Consider the following 26190-nt stretch of genomic DNA (forward strand, 5'->3'; position numbering starts at 1 on the left):
GACTTTTTGTGCCTTTGCGTTATTTTAATTCTACTATTTCTGCATCAATTGCTTTCAACGTTTTTTCTAAAGCGTTAATGAACAAATCGGACTCTTTTTCCGAAATGTTGAGCGCCGGCAAAATCCGCAAAACGTTTTTGTCGTTGGCATTGCCCGTGAAAATAAAATGCTCAAACAGCAATTTTTTCCTGACATCTGCACAAGCTTGGTCGAGCTCAATCCCAATCATCAAACCGCGCCTTTTGATAGTTTTAATATGAGGAAAACTTTTGATTTTTCCTTCGATATACTTTCCGATTTTTTCAGAATTCTGAATTAAATTTTCTTTTTCGATGACTTCCAAAACCGCTAATCCAGCAACGCAAGCAAGATGATTTCCACCAAAAGTAGTTCCCAATAATCCGTAACTCGCTTCGAATTTTGAACTAATCAAAACGCCACCAATCGGAAAACCATTTCCCATTCCTTTTGCAACCGTGATTAAATCTGGTTTGATGTCAAATTCTTGATGTGCAAAGAATTTTCCGGAACGTCCGTAACCTGACTGAACTTCGTCTAAAATCAAAACAACATCGTTTTCTTTGCACAATTTTCCAATCGTTAAAATGAAATCTTCCGCCAACAAATTGATTCCGCCAACACCTTGAATTCCTTCTACGATAACCGCAGAAATTTCGTTCTGATTTTCAGCAAAAATCTTTTTCAGTTCTTCCGAATTATTGAATTCACATTTGATGAAATTCTCAGATTCATTGACTGGTGCAACAATTTTTGGATTGTCTGTTACGGCAACTGCAGCCGAAGTTCTTCCGTGAAAGGATTCGGAAAAATAAACGACTTTCTTTTTATTATTGTGAAATGAAGCCAACTTCAAAGCGTTTTCATTCGCTTCCGCTCCAGAATTGCACAAGAACAACGAATAATCTTCGTAACTCGATAATTCTCCTAATTTCTTAGCTAATTCTTCCTGAATTTTGTTCTCCACAGAATTGGAATAAAAACTGATTTTCTTCAATTGATTTTTCAATTTCTCAACATAAAGCGGATGATTGTGACCAATGGAAATCACAGCGTGACCGCCGTAAAAATCGAGGTATTGCTGTCCGTTTTCGTCCCAAAGGAAAGAACCTTGAGCTTTTACAGGATTAATGTTGAAGAGTGGATATACGTTGAATAAATTCATTTTACTTTTTTATTTTTAACGCAAAGCGCGCAAATATTTTTTTTAATTTTCAAACTGCTTTTAAGTCGCGAAGTTTAGAATGCTAAAGGTTTTAAATTCAAGCCTAAATTTTGTTCCCAGCCATTCGCGATATTCATATTTTGAACAGCTTGTCCTGATGCACCTTTCAGAAGGTTGTCAATCGCGGAATGAACTGCTATTTTATTTCCTTGTTTTTCGATTTGGATGACACAAAAATTGGTATTAACAACTTGTTTCATATCAATCGGTTTTTCCGAAACTTTCACAAAAGACGAATCCTTGTAAAAGTCTTTATATAAAGAGTAAATCTTTTCTAATTCCAAATCACATCCAATAATAGAACTTGTAAAAATTCCTCTCGCAAAATCGCCTCGCCACGGAACAAAATTGAGCTCTACTTCTTGATTATTAAGTGAATTGATTTGTTTTAAAATCTCATCAACGTGCTGATGATTTAAAGTTTTGTAAGCAGAAATATTATCATTTCGCCAAGTGAAATGAGTAGTTGGCTGCAAAGATTGTCCTGCTCCGGTTGAACCTGTAATTCCTGTTGTGTAAACATCTTTCAGCAGATTTTCTTTTGCTAAAGGCAATAACGCCAACTGAATCGCTGTCGCAAAACATCCTGGATTGGCAATACTTTTCGAGTTCTGAATTTCATTAAAATAAATTTCCGGCAAACCGTAGATGAAATTTCTATTTTTGAATTCTCCTTCTAATCGGAAATCATTTCCTAAATCAATAATCAAAGTTTCATCTGACACTGGGTTTTCATTCAGCCAATTCTGACTTTCTTTGTGTGGAAGGCAAAGAAAAAGAATGTCGACTTGTGAAATTTCATTCGTCAAAACCAAATCACAAACCGATCCCAAATCCGGATACAAATCCGAAATCTTAACCCCGGAATTGGAACGACTGAACAAAAACTTTAATTCTATATTCGGATGAAAAGCCAGCAATCTAACAAGTTCGCTTCCTGTGTAACCGTTGGCTCCGATGATTCCAATTGATTTTTTCATTTCATTTTTTTGAACGCAAAGAGCGCAAAGATTTTTTAACTACTAACTGTTTTAAGGTTCGCAAAGGCGCTTACGCTCAGCAAAAGTTTTTAATTTAATTTGTTAACTTGATGATATATATTGAGCGAGTTGCTAAGGATTTTTGTAAAACCTTTCACATCTTCGCCACTCCAAGCGAGGTTTTCTTCGCCGTAACTTCCAAATTTTGAAGACATTAAATCATTTTCAGATTCGATTCCGTTCAAAATGAAACGATACGGATGAAGCGTGATGAAAACCTTTCCATTCACAGTTTTCTGAGAATCCTGCAAAAATGATTCAATGTTTCTCATCACAGGGTCAAGGAAAAGCGCTTCGTGAAGCCAGTTTCCGTACCAATCTGACAATTGCGATTTTATCGTCTGCTGGTATTTTGACAAGGTATGTTTTTCCAGCAAATGATGCGCTTTGATGATAATTGACGCCGCGGCAGCTTCGAAACCAACACGACCTTTGATACCAACAATCGTGTCTCCAACGTGGATATCACGACCAATTCCGTAAGGTGAAGCCAGTTCCTCAATCTTTTGAATCGCCAAAACCGGATGTGAAAACGTTTCGCTATTCACAGAAAACAATTCTCCATTCTTAAATTCGATTTCCAATTGAGAAGGTTCTGTTTTCTCGATTTGTGAAGGAAAAGCTTCTTCAGGAAGGTAATTTTGCGAAGTCAAAGTTTCTTTTCCACCAACTGAAGTTCCCCAAAGTCCTTTGTTAATAGAATATTTTGCTTTATCAAAATCCATTTCGTAATTGTGATTTTTCAAGAATTGAATCTCGTCTTCACGTGACAAGTTCAAATCACGAATCGGTGTGATGATTTCGATTTTCGGACACATCACTTGGAAAATCAAATCAAAACGAACTTGGTCATTTCCCGCACCTGTACTTCCGTGCGCAATCGCATCTGCTCCGATTTCCAAAGCAACTTCCGCAATCGTCTGAGCCTGAATCGTTCTTTCCGCACTCACAGACAACGGATAAGTATTGTTTTTCAGAACATTACCGAAAATCAAAAACTTAACACAATCATTATAATATTTCTCCGAAGCATCAACAAACCTGTAAGAAGCCACGCCTAATTTTTCCGCTTTTTTCTTAAGCGAAACTTCATCATTTTTATCAAAACCTCCTGTATTAATCGTGACTGCGTGAACTTCGTAACCCAAAGTTTCACTCAGATATTTGGCGCAATAGGAAGTATCCAAACCTCCGCTGAATGCCAAAACTACTTTCTTACTCATTGTTGTTATTTATTGATTCAAAATTTTTCTTTTTCTCTTTATTCAGATTTTCCGGAGCGAAAAGCATCGCTGTACAAAGGCAGTTTTTACGTTCTTTCATCATCAGAATTTCATAATTCACGCAGTTTTTACAACCGTTCCAGAATTGTTCGTCTTGCGTCAGTTCAGAATAAATGACTGGTTTGTAACCGAGATTACTATTGATTTTCATCACTGCTAATCCAGTCGTCAGACCGAAAATCTTGGCATTCGGATATTTTTCTCGGGACAATTCGAAGATTCTTTCTTTGATTTGAGTAGCCAAACCGGCATTTCGGAATTGAGGCGAAACAATCAATCCGGAATTGGCGACATATTCTCCATTCGTCCAGGTTTCTATATAACAGAAGCCCGCCCAGGTTCCATTTTCGTCAATTGCTATAATAGAATTGCCTTCCGAGATTTTTTTCCCCAGATATTCGGAAGAACGTTTTGCGATGCCTGTTCCACGTTTTTTCGCAGAATCCTCCATTTCGTTTCTGATTTCTTCTACATAAACCAAATGTTTCTCTGAAGAAACTTCTAATTTCATTGATATTATCTAATTAAGTTGCAAAAATAGAAATAATTATCTTTATTACACAAATTAAAAAGATAATTTTATCTGTTAAATTTACATTAACAATAATATTATCTTTAATTAAAAATATAATATTGCTAAATTATTATACATTTGCTAAAAAGGTATAGTTATGGAAAATCAATGTCCTAAATGCAATAATCAAAACATTTCAAAAAGCGGAATCATCAAAGGAAAACAGAGATTCTATTGTAAGAATTGCAACTATAACTTTACCGTTAAAAAATTAGGAAAACAAATCGATGACTATTATGTAACCAAAGCTTTACAACTTTATCTGGAAGGCTTAAGTTATCGAGAAATCGAAAGAATCATCGGTGTTTCTCACGTGAGTATCAGTTCCTGGATTAAAAAATATAATATCACCAGACCGCCACATTCGGAGTTTCATCCGGTTTATAAAGTATTGAAACAAAATGAATTGATAGAATATATTTCGCAAGAAAATAATCTTGAAAATTCCGGATTGATCATTACTCAATTCGCTGATAAATATATGCTTATTAAGTGGGAAAGATTTAAAAAAGACTCAAGATAAAAGTAAAAAGAAACAATTAACTATACTATTAGCAATAATATATATTAAATTTTTGTAAATAAAATATTAATAACAATTTGGCAATCACAAAATAAACACCAAATTATTATTAATCTATGAAGAAAATACTCACATTTATAGGATTGGCCTTAATCAGCTCTTCTCTATATTCGCAGGGTTCGCCTGATTATGGAAGTGGATTAAAATTAAATATCAACCCGGAAGGCGACAAGTATGTAAGATTTATTCTTTGGAACCAAATCTGGTTGAGAAATACGGAAATGAATCCTGGAACGATGGTTTCTGACGAAGCTACAAAAAACTCCTGGAACATTGGGAATCGACGATTAAGAGTGCTCGCTTATGCACAAATCACCAAACGATATATGGTTTTGATGCATTTCGGGATTAATAATCAGACTTTTATCAACGGTGGCGCGCCTGGAACAACCGGAACCGGCGGAAATGGAAATGGCAAAAAACCACAGATGTTTTTTCACGATGCCTGGAATGAATATGCGGTAGTTTTGCCTGGAGAAGTGGGAAAATTCAGTTTATCGATTGGAGCGGGACTTCATTATTATATGGGACTTTCTCGAATGACTATGGCTTCGACCTTAAATTTCCTAACTGTTGACTCTCCTATTTTCACCTGGCCTTTGATTGACAATTCTGACCAATTTGCCAGACAAATGGGAATGTTTGCGAAAGGGAAATATGGAAAATTCGAATATCGATTTAGTTTGAACAAACCATTTGCGACCAATATTGCGCCAGTAGATGTGATGAATCCAGCGGCGAGAGTTGCGGTTGACAACAATGGAAATCCAGAATTTTCAAAAGCCGGTTACGTTGAATATCAATTCCTTGATTCGGAATCTAATCTTTTGCCTTTCAAAGTTGGTTCTTATTTGGGAACTAAAAAAGTTTTCAATCTGGGCGCTGGTTTTTATCATCAGAAAGATGGAACACGAACTTCCGTCAATTCACAAATCGAAAAACACGACATTGCGCTTTATGCGATTGATGCTTTTGCAGATTTGCCATTAGGAAATGCGAAAAACAAAATGGCCCTTTCCGCTTACGCAGGATTTTATAACTATAATTTCGGACCGAATTACCTGAGAAATCTTGGAATAATGAACGTTGGCTCCAACGATCCGAATTTCATCGGCGATAAAGCCATTACGGGCGCAGGAAATCTTCAGCCAATGATTGGAACCGGAAATATCTACTATTTGCAAGCAGGTTTACTTCTACCAAGTAACGCTGATAAACCGAAAATCAGAATTCAGCCTTTCGCAGCTTACACGAATAAAAACTTCAAAGCTTTGGAGAATTCTTCTTCACAATTTGATGTTGGAGCGAACTGGTTTATTGATGGTCATCACGCAAAACTGACGACACAATATTCAACCAGACCGACTTACACAAGTGCTTCGGCTGAACCGAAATCCAAGGGCGAATTCATCCTTCAATTCCAGATTTATTTATAAAAATTTTTCAACCTCAAATCATAATATAAAATGAGCGATTCACATCACGAACAGTACGAAAACCTGAGCGACAAGCAGAAAAACCGCACCATCTGGAGCGTGATCATGGCATCATCTCTCGGAACCCTTATCGAATGGTATGATTTCTATATCTTCGGAAGTTTGGCAGTTGTTTTAGCGACGAAATTCTTCCCAGCCGATAATCCAACTGCGGCGTTTTTATCAACCTTAGCAACATTTGCTGCAGGTTTTGTGGTCAGACCTTTTGGCGCATTATTCTTTGGAAGATTGGGTGACATCATCGGAAGAAAATATACGTTTCTCGTAACACTTTTGATAATGGGATTCTCGACATTCCTCATCGGATGTATCCCGAGTTACGAAACCATTGGTTTTATGGCGCCAGTTTTAGTTTTAATCCTTAGACTTTTGCAAGGTTTAGCTCTCGGTGGTGAATATGGTGGCGCAGCGACTTACGTTGCAGAATACGCACAACCTCACAGACGTGGTTACTGGACTTCTTGGATTCAGACCACTGCGACGGCAGGTTTATTCATTTCATTGATTGTTATTCTGATTACCAAAACATCACTTTCTACAGAAGAATTTGACAGTTGGGGATGGAGAGTTCCTTTTTGGATTTCTATTTTGATGGTTGTTGTTTCCTATTTCATCAGAAAAAACATGAAAGAATCTCCACTCTTTGCAAAAGCTAAGAGCGAAGGAAAAACATCAACCAATCCATTGAAAGAAAGTTTTGGAAACAGATTCAATTTCAAATTTGTGTTATTGGCACTTTTCGGAGCTGCAATGGGACAAGGTGTAATTTGGTACACGGGACAATTTTACGCAATGAGTTTTATGCAGAAAGTGATGAGCATAGATACGACACAAGTAGACTCCTTGATGGCTATCGGATTATTCTTGGGCACACCTTTCTTTGTTTTCTTCGGCTGGCTATCAGATAAAGTCGGAAGAAAAGCCGTAATGATGACGGGAATGCTGATTGCCATTTTAGCTTACAGACCGATTTACAGCGCGATGTTCAATTCTGTTGACGTTACCAAAAAAGAAGTTGCCGCCGGTGGAATCACAGAAAAAAGAACCGTTAAAGTTCACGATAAAGTAGCGACAGACAGCTTGATTACTTTTCATAAAGAAATTGCTTACACGGATGGAACTTTAATAAAAAAAGACAGTGTTGTCCATTGGTCAGCTGCCGGACCAATAATGAAAGACGGAAAAGCTGAGGAACCGAAAGTTTCAAAATCAATTAAAATCAATGATGATACGAAATGGTATTTGGTTTTCCTTGTATTCATTCAGGTAATTTTTGTGACGATGGTTTATGGTCCGATTGCAGCGTTTTTGGTTGAGATGTTCCCTGTGAGAATCCGCTATACATCCATGTCTTTACCTTATCATATCGGAAATGGCGTTTTCGGAGGATTATTACCAGCTGTTGCCACTTACCTTGTAACGACAGGAAAAGATGCCGGGCACGAAGGCTGGTATCTGGAAGGACTCTGGTATCCGATCGGTGTAGCCGCAGTCTGTCTCGTGATTGGTCTGGTTTACATCAAAAACAAAAATCAAAATATCCACGATTAAGGATAATTGATGATTGATAAAAGATAAATGATTCTAATTCATCAATAAAAACAAAAATTACATCATAAATTAATTCACTTTTATTAATTTTAAAACAAAGAAAAATGGACGGACTAAAAAAAATATTAGGTATAGTTTGGATATTACTGGCATTGGTAGTACTCTACTTCGGGCTGACAGTGATGGGAATACCTAAACTAACATCAGGAAAACAGGAAGATCTGGTATTCGGGATCATCATTGTATTCATCCTATTGCCAATTGTTTCCGGAGGATTGGGCGTATTCGGATATTATGCGCTGAGCGGCGATTATTCCGAAGAAAAGTTGTAGAACAAATCACTAAATTATAATTACAAAAACCACACAATTTCAATTTTGTTTTGTGTGGTTTTAAAATTAACAATGAAAAAACGACACGAACAAAAACTGATTATTCTGAGTTTTGGATTGATGATTCTTTTCAGTGCTCCGTTGATTCTTTTGTTCAATAGTGAGAAAGCCTTGTTCGGATTTCCGATGATTTACATTTACATCTTCGGAGTTTGGATTTTCTCGATTATCGTTTCGTTTGTCATTTTCAAAAAATACGATGAATAGCTACGCCTTATTTGCAGTTGTAATTCTCTATCTCGCCCTTCTTTTCCTGGTCGCCCATCGCGCAGAAAAAAAGAAGAGCAAGATCTGGGTAAACAATCCTTACATCTATGCGTTATCATTGGCTGTTTATTGCACGGCATGGACGTACTATGGAAGTATTGGTGTTGCTGTGAATGACGGACTCGATTATCTCCCGATCTACATTGGTCCGATTATCATTATTCCTGCATGGATCTATATCAACCGAAAAATTATCAGAATTGCCAGAATCAACAAAGTCAGCAGTATTGCGGATTTTATTTCTCTGCGTTACGGGAACAGCCGTTCGTTTGGAGCAATTATCACTTTGGTCTGTATTTTTGGGATTATTCCTTACATCGGACTTCAAATCAAAGCAATTTCCGAGACATTTCATTTGGTTACAAAAACGCCGATTTCAAAAGATTTATTTACGGACAATGCGACTTATGTTGTAATTTTATTAGCACTTTTTTCGTCGTATTATGGAACCCGTTATGTGGATGCATCAGAAAAGAGATTAGGAATCATTTCCGCTGTTGCGCTGGAAAGCTTCCTGAAATTAATTTTTCTAATTGTGCTAGGAATCTTCGTTACATTTTTTGTATTTGACGGATTTTCCGACATTTATCAAAAAGCAAGTCAGTTCTCTGATTTCAAAGCTAAAAATACCTTTTCAGGATTGGAAGGAAGCATCAATTGGATTATTTTAAGTTTAATTTCTGCTTCAGCGATTTTTCTTTTACCAAGACAATTTCACACAACAATCGTTGAAAACAGACAGGAAAAGCACTTGAAAACAGCGATTTGGTTTTTCCCGCTTTATCTATTGATTTTTAATGTTTTTGTATTTCCAATTGCTTGGGGCGGTCGAATTATTTTCGATGGACATTCAGTCAATCCTGAGTTTTATTCGATATTGATTCCTCAACATTTCAATAATCAATTGATTACAGTATTGGTGTTTTTAGGTGGGTTAAGTTCATCAATTTCGATGGTTATTATTTCGAGTATCACTTTGTCGATTATGCTTTCCAATAATCTTATTATTCCTTATGGCTGGCTGGATAAATTCAAGTCTGAGAATGATATAAAAAATACCAGAAACATTACTAATATTAGAAAAATCAGTATTTTTATTCTGATAGTAACCGCTTTTGTTTTTTATAAATTCTTCATTCTACAGAACAGTTTATATTCTGTCGGATTAATTTCCTTTGTTGTAATTTCTCAATTGGGACCATCATTTTTCGGAGCGATATTTTGGAGAAGAGGAAGCTACAAAGGCGCAGTTATCGGATTGATTGGCGGATTGATTATCTGTTATTTTGGATTAATTATTCCGCAGTATTATTTTTCTTTCAATCAGGAATTCAAAGGATTTTTGATTGAAATGTACGATTGGTTCAGCTTTTTCAACATTCCTTATCTGGATAGTATTTCTCAGATTTTCTTTTGGTCTATTTTGGTTAATATTTCGTTATTTACCATTATCTCAGTCAGTCAAAAAGGCGATTATCGAGAACGAAACTTTGCTGAAATTTATATTGATGTTGACAAATACATTCAAAATCACGAGAATGCATTTATCTGGCGAGGAAAAGCTTATGTTTCTGACATCCGAAATATCTTGGTCAAATTCCTCGGCGAAAAGAAAACCGAACAAGCGTTGAGAATCTTCAACCTAAAATACAATATCGACACAATAACAGAAACTGCCGATGCAAGATTCATCAAGTTTTCCGAAAACCTCTTGTCGGGAAGAATCGGAACGGCTTCTGCAAAAATCCTGATTGAAGGCGTAACGCACGAAGATAAAATTTCCCTCAAAGAAGTTCTGACCATTCTAGAAGAATCGAAGGAAAATATCACTCTTAATAAAAAACTAACCGAACAAAGTCGAGAATTGCGCCAACTTTCCAACGAATTAAGTTCTGCTAATGAAAACCTCATCTTCAAAGACAAACAAAAAGATGATTTTTTGGATTCCGTCGCACATGAATTAAGAACGCCACTTACCGCAATTCGCTCCGCTGGTGAAATCCTAGCTGACGACGATGATATTCCGTTAGAAATCAAGCGAGAATTCCTCAACAACATCATCACAGAATCCGACCGGCTGAATGAAATCATTAATGACATTCTCTACCTTGACAAGTTAGAACACGGCGAAATCGCCTTGAATATTAGCTTCAATGACATCATTGAAACTTACCAAAAAGCTTTGAACCCAATCATTCATCTTTTACATCAAAAGAACATTCATATAAGTGAAGTTAATCTTCTAGCCGAAACTCAATTTGAATATGATGAAGCACGACTGATTCAGGTTTTTCAGAATATCTTAGGCAATGCTTTGAAATTTACAGATGAGGAAGGAACGATCCAGTCCAAGTTCCAGGAAAAAGATGGACAATTGGTCATTTCGATTTTCAATACGGGAAAACAAATTCCGGAAGATGATTTGAATTTGATTTTCGATAAGTTTTATCAGTCCAGAAATCAGAATATCAGAAAACCTTTGGGAAGCGGTTTGGGATTGGCGATTTGCAGAAAAATAATGCAGGCTCATCAAGGTAATATTTCTGCAGAAAATAATGGATTAGGGGTGAGTTTTGTATTGAAACTTCCTTTAAATAGACAAGAACAACAATGAAAAAAATATTAATAGCAGACGACGAACACAAAATCCTGATGTCCCTGGAATACAGTTTCAGGAAGCAGGGTTACGAAGTCTTCATTGCAAGAGACGGAACAGAAGTTTTAGACTTACTGAAAAACATAACGCCAGATGTCATTCTACTCGATATTATGATGCCAAATCTGGATGGTTACAGCACACTGAACGAAATCAAAACAATGGAAAACCTTAATAACACCAAAGTAATTTTCCTAAGCGCGAAAACCAACCCGAAAGATATCGAAAAAGGATTGGAATTAGGTGCGGATGCTTATGTTACAAAGCCTTATTCAATCAAGAAATTAATTCAGCAGATTGAGGAGATGTTTGAGTAGAACAAAGAGAGGAGAATAAAAATATAAGATTTTATAAGAATTAAAAATATTAATAATATGAGAAATTATCACATTCAGAATTTACAGGATTATTTCAAAGAGTATAAAAAATCAATCAAAAATCCTAAGAAGTTTTGGGATAAGATAGCAGATGAAAATTTTGTGTGGTACCAACGTTGGTCCAAGGTCGTGGACTATAATATGGATGAAGCCAATATCAAATGGTTCAAAAATGCAAAACTCAACATTACAAAAAACTGTCTGGACAGACATCTTTCCGTAAGAGGAGACAAAACTGCGATCATCTGGGAACCCAATGACCCGAAAGAAGTAGCACAGCACATCAGCTTCAATGACTTGTACGAAAGAGTCAATAAAACGGCAAATATTTTGAGGGAAATGGGCATTGAGAAAGGAGACAGAGTATGCATTTACCTTCCGATGATTCCTGAATTGGCAGTAACGATGTTGGCCTGTGCTAAATTAGGTGCTGTTCATTCCGTAATATTTGCCGGGTTCTCTGCTTCCGCTGTTGCATCCAGAGTGAATGACTGCGGTGCAAAAATGGTGATCACATCTGACGGAAGTTATAGAGGAAACAAAGTACTTGACCTGAAAAGCATCGTAGATGAAGCTTTGGAGAAAACACCAACTGTAGAAAACGTTTTGGTTGTCAAAAGAACTCACAACGATGTGAAAATGAAAAAAGGCAGAGACCACTGGATGTCGGAGTATTATGATAAAGCTTCTGCAGATTTCGTGACAGTGATCATGGATGCGGAAGACCCATTGTTCATTCTTTACACTTCCGGCTCTACGGGAAAACCAAAGGGAATGCTTCACACTTGTGCTGGATATATGGTTTACACTGCTTATACATTCAAGAATGTATTTAATTATAAAGAGAATGATATCTATTGGTGTACAGCGGATATCGGTTGGATCACAGGGCACTCATATATTCTTTATGGTCCGTTGTTGAATGGCGCAACAACAGTTATCTTCGAAGGTGTTCCGACGTATCCGGATGCGGGAAGATTCTGGGAAGTGATCGAGAAGCATAAAGTGACCCAGTTTTATACTGCACCGACAGCTATCCGCTCATTAGCAAAAGAAAGTGTGGAATGGGTAGAGAAGCACGACCTTAGTTCATTAAAGGTAATTGGTTCTGTTGGAGAGCCTATCAATGACGAGGCCTGGCATTGGTACAACGACCATGTTGGAAAGAAGAAATGCCCAATTGTCGATACCTGGTGGCAAACGGAAACCGGTGGAATCCTCATCTCGCCAATCCCTTTTGCAACGCCAACAAAACCAACATATGCTACACTTCCATTGCCAGGTGTTCAGCCTGTTCTGATGGATGACAAGCGTAATGAAATCACAGGAAATCAGGTAACCGGGAATCTTTGTATCCGTTTTCCTTGGCCAGGAATTGCCAGAACTATCTGGGGAGACCATCAGCGTTATAAAGAAACTTATTTTTCAGCTTTCCCTGGGAAATATTTCACGGGCGATGGTGCGTTGAGAGACGAGGTTGGCTATTACAGAATCACAGGCCGTGTGGATGATGTCATCATCGTTTCCGGGCACAACCTTGGAACCGCACCGATAGAAGATAGTATCAACGAACATCCTGCAGTGGCAGAATCTGCAATTGTTGGTTATCCACATGACATCAAAGGAAGTGCATTGTATGGTTTTGTTATACTGAAAGAATCTGGAGAGGAAAGAAACAAAGAAAACCTGACGAAAGAAATCAACCAATTGATCTCTGACCAGATCGGACCAATCGCAAAATTGGATAAAGTTCAGTTTGTATCGGGACTTCCGAAAACACGTTCCGGAAAGATCATGCGTAGGATATTGAGAAAGATCGCCGAAGGTGATTTCAGTAATTTTGGAGACACCTCTACGCTGTTGAATCCTGAGATCGTGGATGAGATCAAGAATGAGAGAGTTTAGGTTAATTATAAATTATGGATGATTGCGTTCGTCACTTCGAGTAGCGGAGCGTATCGAGAAGTTGGGTGTAGAAGCAGGAAGATTCTCGATACAATTTTTCTTCGCTTTGCTGCGAAAAATCACTCGAACAGACGTCGGGTTTCGAGAGCCTCAGCGTGATAATGATATAGACCTTCAATTTTCATAGCAAAAGCCATCCGATTTTGGATGGCTTTTCATTTTGTCAGTTGATTTTTAGAGACTATCTCTGTATAATTTCACACTTAAAATATATTTTTCCTTTTTGGATTCCTAACAAAAATCCGCGATATCGGATTTTGTTTACCATAGTAGCATCTATCCCTCACCACCCATTTCTTCGTTATAGGTCTTGAGTATTTCCAATGCTTTTTTGAAGTCATCGGTGGACTTTTTAGATAAGAACCCCAAGTCGTAATAGAAACTTCTGACATTATTTTTTGTATGGATATTGACCATCAAGAAAGTGGTCAGCAGGTCGCCTTTCAGATGACAGGAGAATATCTTGTATAATGGTACTTCCAGTTGTGGAAAGCTGATACCTCTTGAAAATGGATGTGTAATCTTTACCGAAACAATGTGCTCGGAGATATCAAGTGTCACAATCTTCAACCTGCTTAATCTCCATAGTATCAGTACGCAAAAGAGGATGCCTGTGCCTACTATCAGTTCGTCCATATGCCCAAGTACAATTTTCGAGGATATTACGAGTAAAATGTCCAAAAACAGTGCAAAAAAAAGGAAGTATGCCCTCATTTGTACGCTTTTATGGTTGTCGACCTTCATGGTATTTTTATTGTTTTTGGGCGTTAATATTCAAAACCACCAAAGCACTTTGTACTCGGGTTTCTGTTCTTCGTAATAGAATACATCCCATATTTCTTTACCAAGAAAATACCGTGTGATGTAGATATCCACTACTATGCCTTCTTCAAGGACGAAAGAGGTCACATCCCTGATAAACCCCAGATAAGCATATCGGTCATAAAACAAAATATAATTGTCCGATCTTTTGGATGGAGCACCAAAGACCCGAAGAATCTCTTGTTTTTTTCTATAGAGATTTTTATCCACCAGCTCTTTTAGCTTTTGTATTTTCTTATTCATGTATAAAGTGCCGTATTAGACTTTTATCATTCCTATGATGTTAAAAGCTCTTGGGTTGATATCTACTTGCATTTCCTTGAGATGTCATAGAAAATTACAGATGTGGGATATTTTCATCCCGCTTTCCATAACTTTTTGACTAATTAAATTTCCTATCCGAATATCCCTGAAATTCATTAATGTTTTGTTTTTAATGCACTACCTTCAATATATCACCTGTTCTGTACAATGCTCCTGTGGGTAATCCTGCTGCTACTGCCGCTGCATTATCAGCATATTCATTACAGCCTTCCATAACAGCAGGTGTAAGGTCGGAAGATTGTTTTACTATGTGCAGTTGGGCCGACGGCGTAGTGATGCCTATTCCCACTTTTCCCTGGAAATAGTTTTTGGTATTTGTTCCTTCAGAATAAAAGTTATACGCATTCGTGGCTGTATCTCCTGTGAAGCGATACGGTTGTATATAAATACCATATGAGGCAGATATCGCTCTTGTTCCCCCACTCTCTGTTTTTTCTACAAGCAGACCATACAATCGATTTACAGACTTTGTGCTCGTATCTGAAAAACTGGTAAGCGAGCGTAAAGCAGCGGCATAACCTGTAATGTTAATAGTACCTGTGCCTCTTGGCTCAAATTGAGAACTGACCCCTACAGTTCTGGCAATATTTACCACCCCACCTGATGGCGTTGGGCGTGATGTGAAATGTCCCCCCATCACATCATCCCCATTTGCTGTAAAAGTATAGCCAGCTGCTGCACTTGGAATTGCATAACCACTATAGGCGCGAAGAGCACCGCTCACATTTAAGTTACCGCTTGTAGCATAGCCATACGCGTTAGCCATATTTGCATAAGAATATCCTGTTGTCAAATCCCCTCCAACAGCCTGCAGTGTGATATTATTACTCAAGCCGTGTACGTGTGTGGATGCCCCATTGCTCTTGGCACCTGCAAGGTTATAATTAAACAATCCACCATATCCAGCTCTGGATACTGTAGAGGCATCTTGAACTACGGAGTATAGTCCTGTCAAGCTTCCCGAGCCTGCCGTGGATGTATCATAAACAAAATTATTGATACCATATTTGACACCTTGCTTATTAGTGTACATCGTGTTGTTTATCCCATAAGATATGCCCGTATCTCCAGAAGAATTATTTTCAAAAATCTGAAGATTAGCAGTTGGTAAAGTGCCAGGGTTAACTCCTATTCCAACTTTTCCCATCTGGTAGATGTTTTGAGTATTAGATGTAGCGTCAGCAGTACTTCCAGATACCTTCCAAGGTTCAGTTCCCTTAAGTGTTTGCCAAACAATTCCGTCAAAATAATAGTAACCCTCTACCGTGATATTGACAGTTTTGGTGGAGCTTGTAGTTACCGCAGAGGTGGCATAAACAATAGCGCCTTTCTGGTCCGTGGTGTAAAGATCGTCTTTACCCTTAATATCCTCCCCGCTCATTCGCGGAGCTATAATACCCTCAGGAAGCGGAGTTGTACTTGTGGTATTGGTTGTAACGTCTAGTGTGGCTTTAGGTGTTTCTGTATTGATGCCTACCTGACTGTATGCTGTGGCGCTTATTACCAATGCCCCTAAAAGTGTAATCTTTTTTTTCATTTTCTTTTGTTTGTGTAATTGTTAAATCGTTATTTTGTCAAATCTCCAGCTGGAGATTCCTGTATCGGAGCTCTTTGATTTGACGATTCGTTGAATTGTGAAATTGTCAAACCTTTAAACGCACAAAGGAGGTGGCCTCACGAAAAATGCAGCATCCCAATTATTGGAAGAATAGCTTTCGTATATATAAATCTGCGTTCTTCTATAATAATAAGAAATGACTTTCCGTAATTGTTCTTCTACAACAATAGCTTTGAGAAGTGTCCGCTGAGGACCATTTGCTACAATCGTCCTATCTTGAATTGAAGTTAACGAATCCTTTATTGGCAAAGCTTTGATAGCAATCAGAACCAATTTTTCGGTTTTGGTAGTTTTAGTTTTTTGTTCTTTGATTTTAGCTAACTGTTTTGCTCTCGGGGATTCTTCGACAAGTTCAGAATGACGAGTTTCGGAATTTCGTGGGTTTTGAAAATCCAGATAAGCAATATTTTTGAGATTGGTCTGCTCTGTAAGATTTTTTACGAGAGTACCTTTTGTAATGTAAATCCTCGCCTGCATATCTGCAGGATATGGTAAAGTATCTTTTACAGCCGAAAGAATAGTACCTCCGCTGTCTATGAAAAGCCTCGTACCTGATGAGACAAAGACCTGAGACGAAACAAGAAGACAACCAGCCACAAATAAAGAAGAAAGGAACACAATCCTGCACAAAAGCCGTGTTACCATATCTTTCTTAAAAATCGCCTGTATATCTTTTCTCATCATGTATTTGGAAAGTAGTCCTGCTTAGACTATTTTTCAATCTACTGATTTACAGTCCAATATTTTAAAAATCATAATTTATCATTCATAGGTATTTATTTTTATATAGTCTTCAAGAACAAAATTGAAATCGGTATCATATTTTCATTACAACACTTTAATACGTAGCATTTTATAATATTTGTTTATTAATAATATTTGTTTACATTTGCACTCGAATAGTAGTCTAAGCAGGACTACTTTTTTTATTCTAAATTCGTTGAGAATTAACACTTTAAACGCTCAACAAATGACATTCGATTTTTTCCTGCCTCAAAATGGCGTTCTAAAAAACATCCACCTCAGTCTTACCGATAAACAACAGAAAAAAACACATATCTTCAGAACTTCTCTAAAAATATGTGAAGAAGACTGGGACAAGAAGAGACAAAGACCAAACAACATCTACCTTAAGAAATATAAAAAACTCAATAACAAACTTAACAAGGTAAAACTAGGGCTCTCAGAAAGCATAGAGGAAAAAAGGAGCTGTAAAAAACTATCTTTACAAAGAGCATTAGCCAAGGAAATAAAAAAAATATGCTCTGATAAAAACGACAAACCTGCGGAAAACTCCCTTCTTTACTTTATGAACTGGTATATCGACTCTCGTAAGGAGCTCATCTGCCATTCCACCTACAAACGTTATAAAGTGTTCTTTCATCTGCTGGAGCGTTTTGAAGGATCCATTTGCAAAAGGCTCTACATTGAGGACATCAATTCGGATTTCGTAAAAAATTTCATGATTTTCGGAAGAGAAGAAGAATACAGCGAAAATACAATCTACCGCACCATTCACTTTGTAAAGACCATCCTAAACTTTGTAGAGAGAAAAGGCATAAGAACTGCCGTGAGAGAACTTGAGATACGAAGGGAAAAACAGCAAAAAGAAATCGTAACCCTTACTGAAAAAGATATTATAAAAATAAAGTCTACCAATGTCCCAAAAGAATTGCAGGCCGCCAAAGACTGGCTGCTGATAAGCTGTTATACAGGACAACGTTTCTCAGACTTTATGCGGTTTAAAACCAATCAATTGAAGCAGGTGAACGGAAAAACGTGCATAGCCTTTACACAGAAAAAAACACAGAAAGATATTCTCCTGCCTCTGCACCCTACCGTTATCAATACTTTTCATAGAAACGGGGACGCATTTCCCAAGACCATAGACATCCATGAGTATAATGACGGGATAAAGAAAATAGCAAGACTCGCCTATCTCAACGAACCTGTAAAAGCCAGAAAAAGAATAGGCCACAGAGCAAAAGACATCCAAACAGAAAAATGGAAGCTGATAAGCAGCCATATCGGCAGGCGCAGTTTCGCTACCAACTTCTACGGAAAAATACCAACACCATTATTAATGGAAGCTACAGGGCACAGCACTGAACAAATGTTCCTAAAATACATCAATCCTATTGATGATGAGCGAATCTTGTCCTTAGGCAATTATTTTGAAAGGATGTATGAGGAAAGGCTTATGATATGCTAGAAGGACCATGATTTTAACCAAGAATATATTTGGAACTATTTACCGGATTATCAAATCAATTTCATAAACTGCATAAAAACAACTCTATTCTTTATTTATCCTTCAATTTTCTTTTTAGCTATTCTCAGGATTGGAAGTTTCAATGCCACCCTAAAATAATCGGGATAATGCAACTCTTTGGTTACTCCAAAAAGGTAAGTTGTTGAGGAAAAAAGAAAATAAAAATTGATTAAGACAGCTCCTGGTTTACAATCCATATTTCACTATCACTAGACACAACGAACCTTCCACACCTGAACGCTTTTATTATTTGTAAAAATTAACGGTATAATGTGATATCAGGCATTAACAAAACAGAGGAAATAACGTAACTTAGAAGAATAAATTGAGATTATGAAAAATGGTATCATAATTCGAGGTCTTGTTTTGGCTTCGGTTTCATTAGTCAGTTGTAGTAAAACTGATGCTACAGCATCGCCAGAACCTAAGAAACTCTCTCTGAATGACAGTGTAACAGCAAAGCCTAAAATCCAAACTGACAACCAGAAAGCCACTGCTGAGAAAATCGCCCATTACATCGCCAACGAGTATTTGACTCCAGCAGACCTGAAAGTCATTGGGATGAAAGAGCGGAAATTCCGATACCAACAAATCGATCTGAATGGTGATGGAAAGATGGAAGTTTTTGTAAGCTTTTTCACGCCTTATTTCTGTGGAACGGGCGGCTGTGCTATGGTTCTGCTGAATGACCATCTGCAGCCTATTACGAAATTCACTGTAACAAGACCGCCTTTCTATGTGGATGAAACCAAAGATAATGGATGGAAAATCCTATACCTGCAAGACGGCATCCAATGGAAAGCTCTGAAATACGAGAACGGGAAATACCCTTCCAATCCATCAGTTTTGCCGAAGACTTCTAAAAAACCGAGTGACAATGCAACTATCATCTTTCCAGATAACGAATCCAAAGATCATACATTTTAAACGACATTATTATGAAAAAACTATTCACAATCTCTTTTCTATCAGTTTTGACCTTCGCCAACCTGAATGCACAGAAAATAACCGACGGACAAACCGTAGAGGTAGATGGACTATCCGTAACCTTCAACATCCTGAACAAAGAAGCTGTGACGGCTGGCGGCAAAAACATGGACCGATACAAAGTATCCGCAACACTTGTAAACAAGTCAGGAAAAGACTTTAATCAACGGATGAGCAACGCCCCGCAAGTGGCAACCAACATAGAACTGATAGAACTGAACTGCATCAATGCAACAGGTGCTAAACTAACTTCCAAGAAACTGGCACTGAAGCTGAAACCTCAGAACCTCAACGTCACCTATTGGGCTTATACCAAAGAAGGCAAATACCAAAGTTTCGTGACTCCGGTAGTGGCAGGCTATTATCTGGACAATGGCGACTCTGTGAATGACACGGCGATTTTCATCGTGCCACAAGGGGAAACTCCTGAGGTGAATGTTCGAAAGACTTTTTAGTATTATCTAAAACTATATTACTCAATTATGAAATTAAAAATCATCTATCTGTCACTGTTATTCTTTACAGTATTAACAATCAATTCCTGCAGAAAAGTGGAAGAATCAATTGTGGATTGTTTGGGAGAATCCATTCTTACTTCATTGAGACATGAGGTTTCTACCAGCAATGTAAAACAAGTTGATTTCGAAATCAGCTACAGTGGCGAGAAAACAGTAACTTCTATTGCGTGGGATTTTGGAGACGGTATCAAAACGACGAGTACCAACAAAAAAATCTCTCATACCTATACTACCGGCGGAACCTATGAAGTGAAAACCGACGTGAGTCTGGAAAATGGGAAGTGTACAGTATCTCCTAAAAAGTCTGTGATTATAGATTGAGGATCAATCAACAGCTTTACTATGCTATTCTTTCGCTAAAAACAAAAAATCATTTTTCAGCCGAAACTGAAAAATGATTTGCAAAAAATAATTATTATGGAAAGCCTATGCAATAAATAATGATGCAATGGTCTGAGCATCGCTTCCACTCATTGGTTCATCGTAAGATGCGGAACCTGCCTCAGCACCAAAAGCGGATGCCGTATTGAAACCAGCCTGACTGGTATTTTGTTCTCCTGCGTATACAGCATTGGTTGCAGACGGCATATTACCGCCGTTGGCTAATTCTATCCAGCCTTTGTTGGCTCTCATTCTTCTTACCTGGGAAGCGTGTCTTGCCTCCACCGAATGGATCTGCAGAGCGGCAGTCAACACATCTTTGTTGGACATCACATTACCTGCCTGACCCTTGTAAGCCCTCACTCCCGTATCTTCGAAAGCCTGAGCCAGAACCAAAAACTGGCTATAATCCGTAAACGGCGAGAAATTGCCTTTTGCCGTAAAATCAAAGGTTGGTTTTGCGCCAGGTGTTTCTCCTAAAGATGTTAAAGCACTTTTTAAAAATGCAACGTGGGCGGTCTCGTGTTTCGAGATCTGCATAAAAACAGTTCTGTCAGCATTTGGAATGAGCCCCGAGGTTCCCAATCCTATTCTGTAGTATTCGTCCTCAAGGTATTCTAAAACCAAAGCCAGTTGCAGGGCATCGGTCAATGTACTTTTAAAGGCCATTGAATTTTCAGCATTTGTCGTTTTGCCCTTTACAGGTGTTGTCATCAAGGCCCCTAATCCTAAAGGAATTGCAGCTACTGCCGCTTTTTTGCCAAAGCTGGTGATATTGGTGATCGTATCTAATCGTGAAGCTTCTGCTGTAAAGAATTTGTCATCAGAAAGCTTATCTAGTATTTTAAGAATGTTCATAATAATTGAATTTAAAAGATGAATAAATTAACCGATGTTTCTCTCTTTCCAGGTAAATGGAGTTTTGATGAATCCGCCTGCTGCCATCACAATATCTTTGGGTTCTTTTGCCAGATCCAAACCATTAGCATTGATCACATCCTCTCCGGAGAAATCTGCCGACCCGGGATTGATCAAATTTCTGATGGCCGAAGCGTGTCTTGCTTCTACAGAGACGATCTTACCTGCGATCACAAGATAATCTGCATTGGTAATATATTTTCCTGCGCCATTATAGGCTGCTACCCCTGTATCTTCCAAAGCTTTCGCTGTCGCTAAAACTGAATTCCGGTCACTGAAGTTGACATTAGGATACTGGAACTCCAGAGTTGGCAGAACATTGGACGTTGCTCCACTGATGGCTGCTTTGAAGAAATCTCTGTGGATCACTTCATGATGATACAGATCTGTAAAAAGTTCTTTTTCCACACTGGATATCCCTGAGTAAAAATTATTCACCACTTTGGTATAAAAATCAGCTTCCAACTGTTCCAGCGCATAAGCATAATTAAGCACACCAACATCGCCTTTCCCTAAATCAAAAACATTGCTGTTGTTCCCATCAATGAACATATCATCATCGTTACATCCCACGAGTGCAAGTCCGGCAATAGCTAATCCTACACCACTCAATTTTAAAAAGTTTCTTCTTCCTGTATCCAGGGTTGCTCCCTGGTTGGATACATTGATCGTTTTTTTCATAATAATATTTTTTAGTATTTGGTATCTATTAAAAAGATCAGAAAAGGCAGCATAAAAATTTACACTGCCCTATCAACTACTTACGGCATCAATACCGTATCAATCACGTGGATAACACCATTGGACTGGTCAACATCTGCAAGAGTCACTTTCGCGTCCATTCCTTTAGCATCTCTCGCATAGAGATCTTTACCTTTTGTCCAAAAAGTAACATTCTCACCTTCCACTGTTTTCATCATTGCTTTTCCGTTACCAGCTTTCACAGCAGCCCAGATCTGTTTTGCATTGTATTTTCCTGATAATACGTGATAGGTCAGAATCTTTGTCAACATCATTTTATTTTCCGGCTTAACCAAATTTTCAACCGTTCCTTTTGGTAATTTTGCGAACGCCTCATCTGTTGGTGCCAAAACCGTAAATGGTCCTTTGCCTTCCAATGTTTCTACCAAACCTGCCGCTTTCACAGCAGCTACCAAAGTCTTGTGGTCTTTAGAATTCATTGCGTTTTGTATAATGTTTTTGGAAGGATACATTGCTGCTCCGCCAACCACTACTGTTTTTTCTTTCATTGTTTGCGCAGCAATATTTCCGCTAAAAGCGAATGATAAGGCTATCATTCCTAATACTGCGATTTTTGATCGTGTGTTCATTTTAGTTTATTTTTTGATTAATATTATTCACTGATAAAATGATTTACGACAGCGATGATCTTTTGGATTTAAAAATTTTCATATTTTATTTTAAATCATTGTTAATCAGATAATTATTTTTCAATTAATTCAAAATACATTTACATTTGCTTTAAAAAATTCTGAATAGATGTAGATTATAATTAATGATTTAAAAATATTTTCACATTTTACTTATGTTGGCTTTTATTTTGTTACATTTGGATCATTAAATCTTCATTTATCAAAACAAACTATTCGGAAGAGCAACTTCTCGTTTTACTTAGAGAGAAAAACGAAAATGGTTTTCATCATTTGTATGATCACTATTCTGGTGCTTTGTATGGTGTTATCCTCCGAATCGTCTGCTCCAAAGAATATACTGAAGATGTGATCCAGGAAGTTTTTGTGAAAATTTGGAATTCGATCCATCAATATGATGAGTCGAAAGGTCGTTTTTATACATGGATGATCAATATTGCCCGAAACACAGCCATCGATTACCTGAAGTCTAAAGGTTTCCAGAATGAGCTAAAAAACCAACCGCTGCCAGATTTCGTATATAACACTGCAGAACTTTCAACGACTAATGAAGAATCTGATTTTATCGGAATTAAAAATGTGCTGGAAACTCTTGAAACAGATAAGCAGGAATTGATTAATTTAGCGTACTATCAAGGATTTACGCAGAACGAAATATCCGAAAAGCTGAAAATACCTCTTGGCACTGTAAAAACCAAAATGAGAAACGCATTAATGAAGTTAAAGGATTTGCTAAAAGATCATCAATAAATTGAACACAAAAGAATACATATCATCCGGAATTATAGAATCTTATATTCTAGGTCTTGCTTCTCCCGAGGAAGCAGGCATTTTGGAGTGTGTGATGAAAAACAATGCTGAAGTAAAAGCGGCTTACGAAGAAGCACAAAGAACATTGGAAGATCTTGCAACCGCTCAGGCTATAACACCTCCGAATGACCTAAAATCCAAGATCTGGAACAAAATTCAACAGGAGCAAGATGTTGAATCTAATCTTTCCGGAATTGCAACAGATATCAATGAAGTCAAAAATGAACCAGCCCGTAAAATCAGAAAAATAAATAGCTGGAAGGTCATTACTGTTGCAGCATCACTCCTATTACTATTCAGTTTAGCGGCTAATGTTTTCTGGATAAATATTCAATCCAAAAATGAAAAACAGATCGCTGAATTACAAAAAGAGAAGGAATCACAAACTCTTGCGATGAAGGATCTGGAACAAAAATTAGATGTATCTTCCAATCCTAATATGCTCAAAATCGTATTGGCAGGTGTTGAAAAACATCCTGAATCCAAAGCTATTGTCTATTGGGATAAAACATCTAAAAATGTTTACCTAAGTGCAAACCAACTCCCAAAAGTACAAGACGGTATGCAGTATCAACTTTGGGCCATTGTAGATGGAAAACCTGTAAGTGCTGGTATGTATTCTGAAGATAGAGATAGCAAAACGGTCTTATCTAATATCCCGAATGCTCAGGCCTTTGCCATAACGCTTGAAAAAGAAGGCGGAAGTGCTGTTCCTACAATGGAAAATATGTTCGTTATTGGGAATATATAATTCTATTGTTTATCCATTTCTGGCAATTTGATTCCTATTACTTTTTACCAATTGGTAAATCATTCCTCAATTAACTTCTTTAATTTGGCAGAATGAAAGAGCTTATTAATTATCTTCTACAATTCGGGAACCTGAATCAGCAGCAGATCGACCTCATCACTCAAAAAACAGTTGAGAAGGAAATTCGGAAAGATGAGTATTTTGTAGAGGCCGGAAGGATGTTCAATGATGTAATCTTCATCCTGGAAGGCGTTTTGCGCATCTGCTATTACAATAACGAAGGAAACGAGATCACCAAGTATTTCGTAGATGAAAACCATCTCCTCGCCAATCCTTACCAAGGCGAACCAATGACAGAATATATCCAGGCCACTACAGATTGTAAATTTCTCATCTTTTCTCAGAAAGATTGGCAGGAACTTTCCAATACTATTATCGGCTGGGACACAATCGTCAACAAGATATTCCAAAAAGCGATGATGGAAAAACTGGACAGAAGAAGTTCTCTGGTTGCGGAAGATGCTACGACTCGCTATCTGAAATTTCTGGAAAAATTCCCTACCCTTGCCAACCGAGTTCCGCTATCTTATATCGCTTCATATCTGGGCATCACACAACAATCCCTTAGCAGGATCCGAAAAAACATTCGCTAATAAAAATGCTTTTTACCAAATGGTAAATGATGTGACCTTTGATTGAAGCAACTTTGCAATATCAATTTTAAATCATCAGAAAAAATGAAAAAAGCATTCATAACAGGAGCCAACAAAAGTATCGGCTTCGAAACCGCAAGACAACTATTGCAACAAGGATATTATGTTTATCTTGGAAGCAGAAATTTAGAAAATGGACAGCAAGCCGTTGAACAGCTAAAGTCAGAAGGTTTAGTTAATGTAGAAGTCATCCAAATCGATGTCACTGACGAAGAATCGGTAAAAAATGCCAGAAAAGAAATCGGAAGCAAAACAGATGTTCTGGATGTTCTTATCAATAATTCGGGAATATCGGGTGCACAGGTTGATGAAAACGGAGATTATATCCCGCAAACTGCCGAACATACAAGGGTCGAAGTCTTCAAAGAAGTGTATGATATCAATGTTTATGGTGTGATAAGGGTGACCCAGGCATTTTTGGAACTGTTGAAAAAATCAGACGAGCCAAGAATCGTGATGGTAAGCTCCAGCCAAGGATCTATTACTCTGCACAGCGATCCAACGTATAAATATTACAACTTCAAAGGTGCAGTTTATCTATCATCCAAAGCTGCCCTTAATATGTACACCGTGAATCTAGCTTATGAATTACGAGATACAAAATTTAAGATCAATGCGGTGAGTCCTGGATTTACGAAAACTGATTTCAATAATAATCGTGGAACCGGAACAGTAGAAGACGCAGGAAAACGTGTTGTGAGATATGCAGTGGTCGATCAAAATGGTCCGACAGGTAAATTCTTCTGTGAAGAGACCAATCCTGAAACAGGAGAAATCCCTTGGTAAAATTTACATCAAAATATAAAAAACCGCTCTACTAAAAGCGGTTTTTATTTTATTAGAATTATTTCATTTGATCTATCCTTCCACAATTTTTTTTCTGTGCTCAACTCCCCATTCGTGAAGGTTATTGATAATAGTTTTCAATGTATTACCGTGATCAGTAAGCGTATATTCTATACTAACAGGTTGTGTGTTCAGTACATTCCTGTGAATGAGCTTGTTAAACTCCAGTTCTTTTAGTTCTTTGCTGAGCATTCTATTTGATATTCCATCGATATCATTCAGAATGTCTGAAAATCTACGTTTGTTGTAATAGCATATCGAAGATAAAACTGCTATTTTCCATTTGCCGTGTAGAACATCCATAGAATCTTGTACTGCACGCATCTCTTTTTTATATTCCTGTTGAAAATCCTTTGTTTTGCACTCCATATTGTTACTTTGTTACACCGTTGTTACTGTTATTTTTCGGTAC

The 26190-nt window shown here is 37.6% G+C and carries 28 protein-coding genes; 16 read left to right on the top strand and 12 right to left on the bottom strand.

Translation table 11 applies throughout. From position 1 onward, the window contains the following. Nucleotides 1–19: 19 nt before the first annotated feature. The 4 genes from RTX21_RS00865 to RTX21_RS00880 form a co-directional block, all read right to left on the bottom strand. The gene (locus RTX21_RS00865; RefSeq protein WP_312764719.1) at nt 20–1183 is read right to left on the bottom strand and encodes an aminotransferase class III-fold pyridoxal phosphate-dependent enzyme; all 1164 of its coding nucleotides are present in this window, start codon (nt 1181–1183) and stop codon (nt 20–22) included. A 74-nt stretch (nt 1184–1257) separates the two neighbouring features. Then, nucleotides 1258–2223: an N-acetyl-gamma-glutamyl-phosphate reductase gene (gene argC / locus RTX21_RS00870; RefSeq protein ID WP_312764721.1), complete on the bottom strand. Its 966-nt coding sequence runs from the start codon at nt 2221–2223 to the stop codon at nt 1258–1260. 89 nt (nt 2224–2312) lie between these two features. Then, nucleotides 2313–3506: an argininosuccinate synthase domain-containing protein gene (locus RTX21_RS00875; protein WP_312764723.1), complete on the bottom strand. Its 1194-nt coding sequence runs from the start codon at nt 3504–3506 to the stop codon at nt 2313–2315. Continuing rightward, nucleotides 3499–4077 carry a GNAT family N-acetyltransferase gene (locus RTX21_RS00880; RefSeq protein ID WP_312764724.1) on the bottom strand — a complete coding sequence of 193 codons (579 nt, stop codon included), beginning with the start codon at nt 4075–4077 and terminating at the stop codon, nt 3499–3501. The genes RTX21_RS00875 and RTX21_RS00880 overlap by 8 nt, the downstream gene beginning before the upstream one ends. Before the next feature lie 160 nt (nt 4078–4237). On the opposite strand from RTX21_RS00880, the gene RTX21_RS00885 reads away from it, so the two are divergent. The 8 genes from RTX21_RS00885 (at nt 4238) to acs (ending at nt 13367) form a co-directional block, all read left to right on the top strand. Then, on the top strand, nt 4238–4663 hold the full coding sequence (locus RTX21_RS00885; RefSeq protein ID WP_312764725.1) for a terminase gpP N-terminus-related DNA-binding protein: 426 nt from the start codon (nt 4238–4240) through the stop codon (nt 4661–4663). Between the two features lie 116 nt (nt 4664–4779). Continuing rightward, nucleotides 4780–6159 carry a porin gene (locus RTX21_RS00890; protein WP_312764726.1) on the top strand — a complete coding sequence of 460 codons (1380 nt, stop codon included), beginning with the start codon at nt 4780–4782 and terminating at the stop codon, nt 6157–6159. 30 nt (nt 6160–6189) lie between these two features. Then, complete coding sequence (locus tag RTX21_RS00895) at nt 6190–7770, top strand: MFS transporter (RefSeq protein WP_312764727.1); 1581 nt, start codon at nt 6190–6192, stop codon at nt 7768–7770. A 104-nt stretch (nt 7771–7874) separates the two neighbouring features. Continuing rightward, nucleotides 7875–8102 (top strand): DUF6814 family protein, encoded by a 228-nt coding sequence (locus RTX21_RS00900; protein ID WP_089871948.1) that lies wholly within the window; start codon nt 7875–7877, stop codon nt 8100–8102. A gap of 72 nt (nt 8103–8174) precedes the next feature. Further along, the gene (locus tag RTX21_RS00905) at nt 8175–8369 is read left to right on the top strand and encodes a hypothetical protein (RefSeq protein ID WP_312764729.1); all 195 of its coding nucleotides are present in this window, start codon (nt 8175–8177) and stop codon (nt 8367–8369) included. Continuing rightward, the gene (locus tag RTX21_RS00910) at nt 8362–11043 is read left to right on the top strand and encodes an ATP-binding protein (RefSeq protein WP_312764731.1); all 2682 of its coding nucleotides are present in this window, start codon (nt 8362–8364) and stop codon (nt 11041–11043) included. The genes RTX21_RS00905 and RTX21_RS00910 overlap by 8 nt, the downstream gene beginning before the upstream one ends. Then, nucleotides 11040–11402: a response regulator gene (locus RTX21_RS00915; RefSeq protein ID WP_312764733.1), complete on the top strand. Its 363-nt coding sequence runs from the start codon at nt 11040–11042 to the stop codon at nt 11400–11402. The genes RTX21_RS00910 and RTX21_RS00915 overlap by 4 nt, the downstream gene beginning before the upstream one ends. A gap of 57 nt (nt 11403–11459) precedes the next feature. Then, nucleotides 11460–13367, top strand: a complete 1908-nt coding sequence (gene acs / locus RTX21_RS00920) for an acetate--CoA ligase (protein WP_312764735.1) — start codon at nt 11460–11462, stop codon at nt 13365–13367. Nucleotides 13368–13703: 336 nt separating this feature from the next. On the opposite strand, the gene RTX21_RS00925 is transcribed toward acs, so the two are convergent. The 4 genes from RTX21_RS00925 to RTX21_RS00940 form a co-directional block, all read right to left on the bottom strand. Further along, nucleotides 13704–14063, bottom strand: a complete 360-nt coding sequence (locus tag RTX21_RS00925) for a hypothetical protein (protein WP_312764736.1) — start codon at nt 14061–14063, stop codon at nt 13704–13706. Nucleotides 14064–14201: 138 nt separating this feature from the next. Continuing rightward, on the bottom strand, nt 14202–14492 hold the full coding sequence (locus tag RTX21_RS00930; RefSeq protein WP_312764738.1) for a hypothetical protein: 291 nt from the start codon (nt 14490–14492) through the stop codon (nt 14202–14204). A gap of 190 nt (nt 14493–14682) precedes the next feature. After that, nucleotides 14683–16080 (bottom strand): hypothetical protein, encoded by a 1398-nt coding sequence (locus tag RTX21_RS00935; protein WP_312764739.1) that lies wholly within the window; start codon nt 16078–16080, stop codon nt 14683–14685. A gap of 144 nt (nt 16081–16224) precedes the next feature. After that, nucleotides 16225–16875 (bottom strand): hypothetical protein, encoded by a 651-nt coding sequence (locus RTX21_RS00940; RefSeq protein WP_312764741.1) that lies wholly within the window; start codon nt 16873–16875, stop codon nt 16225–16227. 286 nt (nt 16876–17161) lie between these two features. Between RTX21_RS00940 and RTX21_RS00945 the strand changes: the two genes are divergently transcribed. The 4 genes from RTX21_RS00945 to RTX21_RS00960 all read left to right on the top strand — a co-directional run bounded on the left by RTX21_RS00945 (nt 17162) and on the right by RTX21_RS00960 (nt 20289). Continuing rightward, nucleotides 17162–18403, top strand: a complete 1242-nt coding sequence (locus RTX21_RS00945; protein WP_312764742.1) for a phage integrase SAM-like domain-containing protein — start codon at nt 17162–17164, stop codon at nt 18401–18403. Nucleotides 18404–18796: 393 nt separating this feature from the next. Continuing rightward, nucleotides 18797–19390, top strand: a complete 594-nt coding sequence (locus RTX21_RS00950) for a hypothetical protein (protein ID WP_312764744.1) — start codon at nt 18797–18799, stop codon at nt 19388–19390. Between the two features lie 11 nt (nt 19391–19401). Further along, on the top strand, nt 19402–19905 hold the full coding sequence (locus RTX21_RS00955) for a hypothetical protein (protein WP_312764745.1): 504 nt from the start codon (nt 19402–19404) through the stop codon (nt 19903–19905). 27 nt (nt 19906–19932) lie between these two features. Then, nucleotides 19933–20289: a PKD domain-containing protein gene (locus tag RTX21_RS00960; RefSeq protein ID WP_312764747.1), complete on the top strand. Its 357-nt coding sequence runs from the start codon at nt 19933–19935 to the stop codon at nt 20287–20289. 105 nt (nt 20290–20394) lie between these two features. On the opposite strand, the gene RTX21_RS00965 is transcribed toward RTX21_RS00960, so the two are convergent. From RTX21_RS00965 to RTX21_RS00975, 3 genes are all read right to left on the bottom strand, one after another. Further along, nucleotides 20395–21207: a ferritin-like domain-containing protein gene (locus RTX21_RS00965; protein ID WP_312764749.1), complete on the bottom strand. Its 813-nt coding sequence runs from the start codon at nt 21205–21207 to the stop codon at nt 20395–20397. Between the two features lie 27 nt (nt 21208–21234). Next, nucleotides 21235–21948 (bottom strand): ferritin-like domain-containing protein, encoded by a 714-nt coding sequence (locus RTX21_RS00970; protein WP_312764751.1) that lies wholly within the window; start codon nt 21946–21948, stop codon nt 21235–21237. 80 nt (nt 21949–22028) lie between these two features. After that, nucleotides 22029–22598 (bottom strand): fasciclin domain-containing protein, encoded by a 570-nt coding sequence (locus RTX21_RS00975; protein ID WP_312764752.1) that lies wholly within the window; start codon nt 22596–22598, stop codon nt 22029–22031. A gap of 333 nt (nt 22599–22931) precedes the next feature. Here RTX21_RS00975 and RTX21_RS00980 point away from each other — a divergent pair, with 333 nt between their 5' ends. From RTX21_RS00980 to RTX21_RS00995, 4 genes are all read left to right on the top strand, one after another. After that, complete coding sequence (locus RTX21_RS00980; RefSeq protein ID WP_312764753.1) at nt 22932–23408, top strand: sigma-70 family RNA polymerase sigma factor; 477 nt, start codon at nt 22932–22934, stop codon at nt 23406–23408. A 1-nt stretch (nt 23409) separates the two neighbouring features. Continuing rightward, nucleotides 23410–24219, top strand: coding sequence for an anti-sigma factor (locus RTX21_RS00985; protein ID WP_312764755.1), 810 nt, complete (start codon nt 23410–23412; stop codon nt 24217–24219). A gap of 92 nt (nt 24220–24311) precedes the next feature. Next, nucleotides 24312–24872 carry a Crp/Fnr family transcriptional regulator gene (locus RTX21_RS00990; protein ID WP_312764757.1) on the top strand — a complete coding sequence of 187 codons (561 nt, stop codon included), beginning with the start codon at nt 24312–24314 and terminating at the stop codon, nt 24870–24872. Nucleotides 24873–24956: 84 nt separating this feature from the next. Next, a complete protein-coding gene (locus RTX21_RS00995) occupies nt 24957–25718 on the top strand; it encodes an SDR family oxidoreductase (protein ID WP_312764759.1) in 762 nt (253 codons plus the stop codon). A gap of 72 nt (nt 25719–25790) precedes the next feature. Here RTX21_RS00995 and RTX21_RS01000 read toward each other — a convergent pair whose 3' ends face one another. Continuing rightward, on the bottom strand, nt 25791–26147 hold the full coding sequence (locus RTX21_RS01000) for a helix-turn-helix domain-containing protein (RefSeq protein WP_312764761.1): 357 nt from the start codon (nt 26145–26147) through the stop codon (nt 25791–25793). Nucleotides 26148–26190 lie beyond the last annotated feature (43 nt).

This window comes from Epilithonimonas sp., assembly GCF_032054305.1.
Taxonomy (GTDB): domain Bacteria; phylum Bacteroidota; class Bacteroidia; order Flavobacteriales; family Weeksellaceae; genus Epilithonimonas.

What these genes read in the sequence shown, in the direction of transcription:
- RTX21_RS00905 (WP_312764729.1), top strand. Translation starts at nt 8,175, where the DNA reads ATGAAAAAACGACACGAACAAAAACTGATTATTCTGAGTTTTGGATTG.
- RTX21_RS00915 (WP_312764733.1), top strand. Translation starts at nt 11,040, where the DNA reads ATGAAAAAAATATTAATAGCAGACGACGAACACAAAATCCTGATGTCC.
- RTX21_RS00965 (WP_312764749.1), bottom strand. Translation starts at nt 21,207, where the DNA reads ATGAACATTCTTAAAATACTAGATAAGCTTTCTGATGACAAATTCTTT.
- RTX21_RS00955 (WP_312764745.1), top strand. Translation starts at nt 19,402, where the DNA reads ATGAAAAAACTATTCACAATCTCTTTTCTATCAGTTTTGACCTTCGCC.
- RTX21_RS00990 (WP_312764757.1), top strand. Translation starts at nt 24,312, where the DNA reads ATGAAAGAGCTTATTAATTATCTTCTACAATTCGGGAACCTGAATCAG.
- RTX21_RS00930 (WP_312764738.1), bottom strand. Translation starts at nt 14,492, where the DNA reads ATGAATAAGAAAATACAAAAGCTAAAAGAGCTGGTGGATAAAAATCTC.
- acs (WP_312764735.1), top strand. Translation starts at nt 11,460, where the DNA reads ATGAGAAATTATCACATTCAGAATTTACAGGATTATTTCAAAGAGTAT.
- RTX21_RS00945 (WP_312764742.1), top strand. Translation starts at nt 17,162, where the DNA reads ATGACATTCGATTTTTTCCTGCCTCAAAATGGCGTTCTAAAAAACATC.
- RTX21_RS00960 (WP_312764747.1), top strand. Translation starts at nt 19,933, where the DNA reads ATGAAATTAAAAATCATCTATCTGTCACTGTTATTCTTTACAGTATTA.
- RTX21_RS00895 (WP_312764727.1), top strand. Translation starts at nt 6,190, where the DNA reads ATGAGCGATTCACATCACGAACAGTACGAAAACCTGAGCGACAAGCAG.
- RTX21_RS00885 (WP_312764725.1), top strand. Translation starts at nt 4,238, where the DNA reads ATGGAAAATCAATGTCCTAAATGCAATAATCAAAACATTTCAAAAAGC.
- RTX21_RS00900 (WP_089871948.1), top strand. Translation starts at nt 7,875, where the DNA reads ATGGACGGACTAAAAAAAATATTAGGTATAGTTTGGATATTACTGGCA.
- argC (WP_312764721.1), bottom strand. Translation starts at nt 2,223, where the DNA reads ATGAAAAAATCAATTGGAATCATCGGAGCCAACGGTTACACAGGAAGC.
- RTX21_RS00875 (WP_312764723.1), bottom strand. Translation starts at nt 3,506, where the DNA reads ATGAGTAAGAAAGTAGTTTTGGCATTCAGCGGAGGTTTGGATACTTCC.
- RTX21_RS00880 (WP_312764724.1), bottom strand. Translation starts at nt 4,077, where the DNA reads ATGAAATTAGAAGTTTCTTCAGAGAAACATTTGGTTTATGTAGAAGAA.
- RTX21_RS00910 (WP_312764731.1), top strand. Translation starts at nt 8,362, where the DNA reads ATGAATAGCTACGCCTTATTTGCAGTTGTAATTCTCTATCTCGCCCTT.
- RTX21_RS00865 (WP_312764719.1), bottom strand. Translation starts at nt 1,183, where the DNA reads ATGAATTTATTCAACGTATATCCACTCTTCAACATTAATCCTGTAAAA.
- RTX21_RS01000 (WP_312764761.1), bottom strand. Translation starts at nt 26,147, where the DNA reads ATGGAGTGCAAAACAAAGGATTTTCAACAGGAATATAAAAAAGAGATG.
- RTX21_RS00970 (WP_312764751.1), bottom strand. Translation starts at nt 21,948, where the DNA reads ATGAAAAAAACGATCAATGTATCCAACCAGGGAGCAACCCTGGATACA.
- RTX21_RS00925 (WP_312764736.1), bottom strand. Translation starts at nt 14,063, where the DNA reads ATGGACGAACTGATAGTAGGCACAGGCATCCTCTTTTGCGTACTGATA.
- RTX21_RS00950 (WP_312764744.1), top strand. Translation starts at nt 18,797, where the DNA reads ATGAAAAATGGTATCATAATTCGAGGTCTTGTTTTGGCTTCGGTTTCA.
- RTX21_RS00995 (WP_312764759.1), top strand. Translation starts at nt 24,957, where the DNA reads ATGAAAAAAGCATTCATAACAGGAGCCAACAAAAGTATCGGCTTCGAA.
- RTX21_RS00940 (WP_312764741.1), bottom strand. Translation starts at nt 16,875, where the DNA reads ATGATGAGAAAAGATATACAGGCGATTTTTAAGAAAGATATGGTAACA.
- RTX21_RS00890 (WP_312764726.1), top strand. Translation starts at nt 4,780, where the DNA reads ATGAAGAAAATACTCACATTTATAGGATTGGCCTTAATCAGCTCTTCT.
- RTX21_RS00975 (WP_312764752.1), bottom strand. Translation starts at nt 22,598, where the DNA reads ATGAACACACGATCAAAAATCGCAGTATTAGGAATGATAGCCTTATCA.